Source organism: Holospora undulata HU1, from assembly GCF_000388175.3.
GTDB classification, from domain to species: Bacteria; Pseudomonadota; Alphaproteobacteria; order Holosporales; family Holosporaceae; genus Holospora; species Holospora undulata_A.
Map to the genome: position 1 here is coordinate 1 of NZ_ARPM03000139.1, position 1,155 is coordinate 1,155.

At 41.7% G+C, this 1,155-nt stretch carries 1 protein-coding gene; it reads right to left on the reverse strand.

Annotated elements, in window-relative coordinates; translation table 11 throughout:
• Positions 1-50 precede the first annotated feature (50 nt).
• Positions 51-1,155: hypothetical protein (locus tag K737_RS10065; RefSeq protein WP_035575023.1), on the reverse strand; the 1,105-nt coding region annotated here is incomplete at its 5' end.

The window sequence follows — 1,155 nt, forward strand, 5'->3', positions numbered from 1 at the left end:
GTATAATCTGTTTTTAAAGGTATATCATTTTTTCTCATAGTATTCCTCCGTTATTTTGTGACATTTTTTTGTAAATATTCTGAAAAATATTCTTTATTTAATCGAATAACTTCTAAAAGAGACTTGTTAAGATCTTTACGGACTTCTTGTTGTAAAACTGGGTCAGCGATACGAGAAGCACAATTGCGTAAATCTCGAACAGACCAAAACAGCGCCTCTCGAAGATTATTAAACTTATATGTGTTGGCTGTATGAACAAAAGATTCATGCCAAGATTTGGGAATTAATATAGAAACCCCTGCATCTCTATGAATATCAAAAGAAATAAACTGACGGTTGTTGGCGTGGGTGCCCACGTGATGCAAAATTGATGCACCTGAATTTTGACTTACATCCCCTGTTAAATTTTTAAACCATTCATTTCTGTCTCTGCTTACATCTTTCATATCCTTATTTCCATACAACCCGACCTTGAATTTTTCATCTTTGTATTCCTTAAAATATTCTTCTATTTCTCTATTTTCTTTCACAGTAACTGGTTTTTCGTCTATCCCGCCCTGTCCGCCAGCTCCTTCTGGAAGGTGCTTTCGCTGTGCTGGAGGTTTTTCGGGGTTCATCTCTTTTTTAAATTCTTGCTTTGAAGCCTTCTGAGCAAGCACTTTTTCCCCACCAGAAACTTTTTCAGCAGGGGCTTTAATCCCTTCAGAAACATTTTGAGCGGGCGCTTTTGCTCCTTGGGCAGCTTTTTTTCCTGCTTTTTCCAGCTTTTTCAGCCCTCTTCCGACGGCTTTTGCAACTTTTTGCCCAAAAATCTCTTTTGCCAGAACTTTTCCTGCACCTTTTACGCCTTCTTCTTGGTACCCGTTTGCCAGAGCTTGAGCGGTTTCTCCGGCCTCCACTGCTGTTTTTAGCAATTTCATTCCAGGAAGCGCCTTGATTCCCGTCTTTGCCGCGACGCCTAGAGCTTGAATGTAGTCCCCCTCATTAACTTCATCCATAACGTGCTGAGCGCCGTCTATAACCTCCACAGCTGTTAATGTGGCAAAAAGCGCGGGAATAACAAACCAAAAATTATTTTCCAGAGCGTTGGCCGTGACCTGATCGCACACCTGGATATCGCCAGAATCCTTGCCCGCCAAGGCTAGCCCCGTTGCC